Annotated in this window: 1 protein-coding gene; it reads right to left on the bottom strand. The window is 64.6% G+C overall.

Translation table 11 applies throughout. The features are described 5' to 3' along the window. Positions 1–251 precede the first annotated feature (251 nt). On the bottom strand, positions 252–438 hold a 187-nt coding region (locus PUR56_RS01120), incomplete at its 5' end, for a hypothetical protein (RefSeq protein ID WP_329947460.1).

Raw genomic sequence — 438 nt, 5'->3', positions numbered from 1 at the left:
GGGCCACCCGGAGGCAGGTGACCCGCCACCCTTTCCACCACCCCCGGCAGAGACACCGTCACCCACCGTCGACCATGTGCGCGGCCTCACAGCCCCCCCCCTGTGGCCCGGACCACTTCCCACCCCCCAACGATCTTGAAAATAGGGTCATTCACCTTCAAAACACCCCATTTCCTTGATCCTTACGACCGGTAACCACCCCCTGACATGCCTAAACCTCCGAAACCTTGTAACCCACACCACCCCCCCCGTCACTGAGCACCCGTGGCACCGAGCACCCCGCGCACCACGGCGCGGAAGTCCTCCAACATCGGCTCCATCAGCCGGGAGTGGAAGGCGTGACTGGTACTCAGACGGCTGGAATTCCAGCCCCGCCCACCCGCATCCTCGTCAACGTCTTCGATCTCGGCTTCAAGGCCCGCGACCACCACGGCCCAG

Origin of the sequence: Streptomyces sp. BE303, from assembly GCF_036290945.1 — a bacterium.
Taxonomy (GTDB): domain Bacteria; phylum Actinomycetota; class Actinomycetes; order Streptomycetales; family Streptomycetaceae; genus Kitasatospora.
Note: the sequence above shows the minus strand (reverse complement) of the source record. Positions and strands in the feature narration are given on the sequence as shown.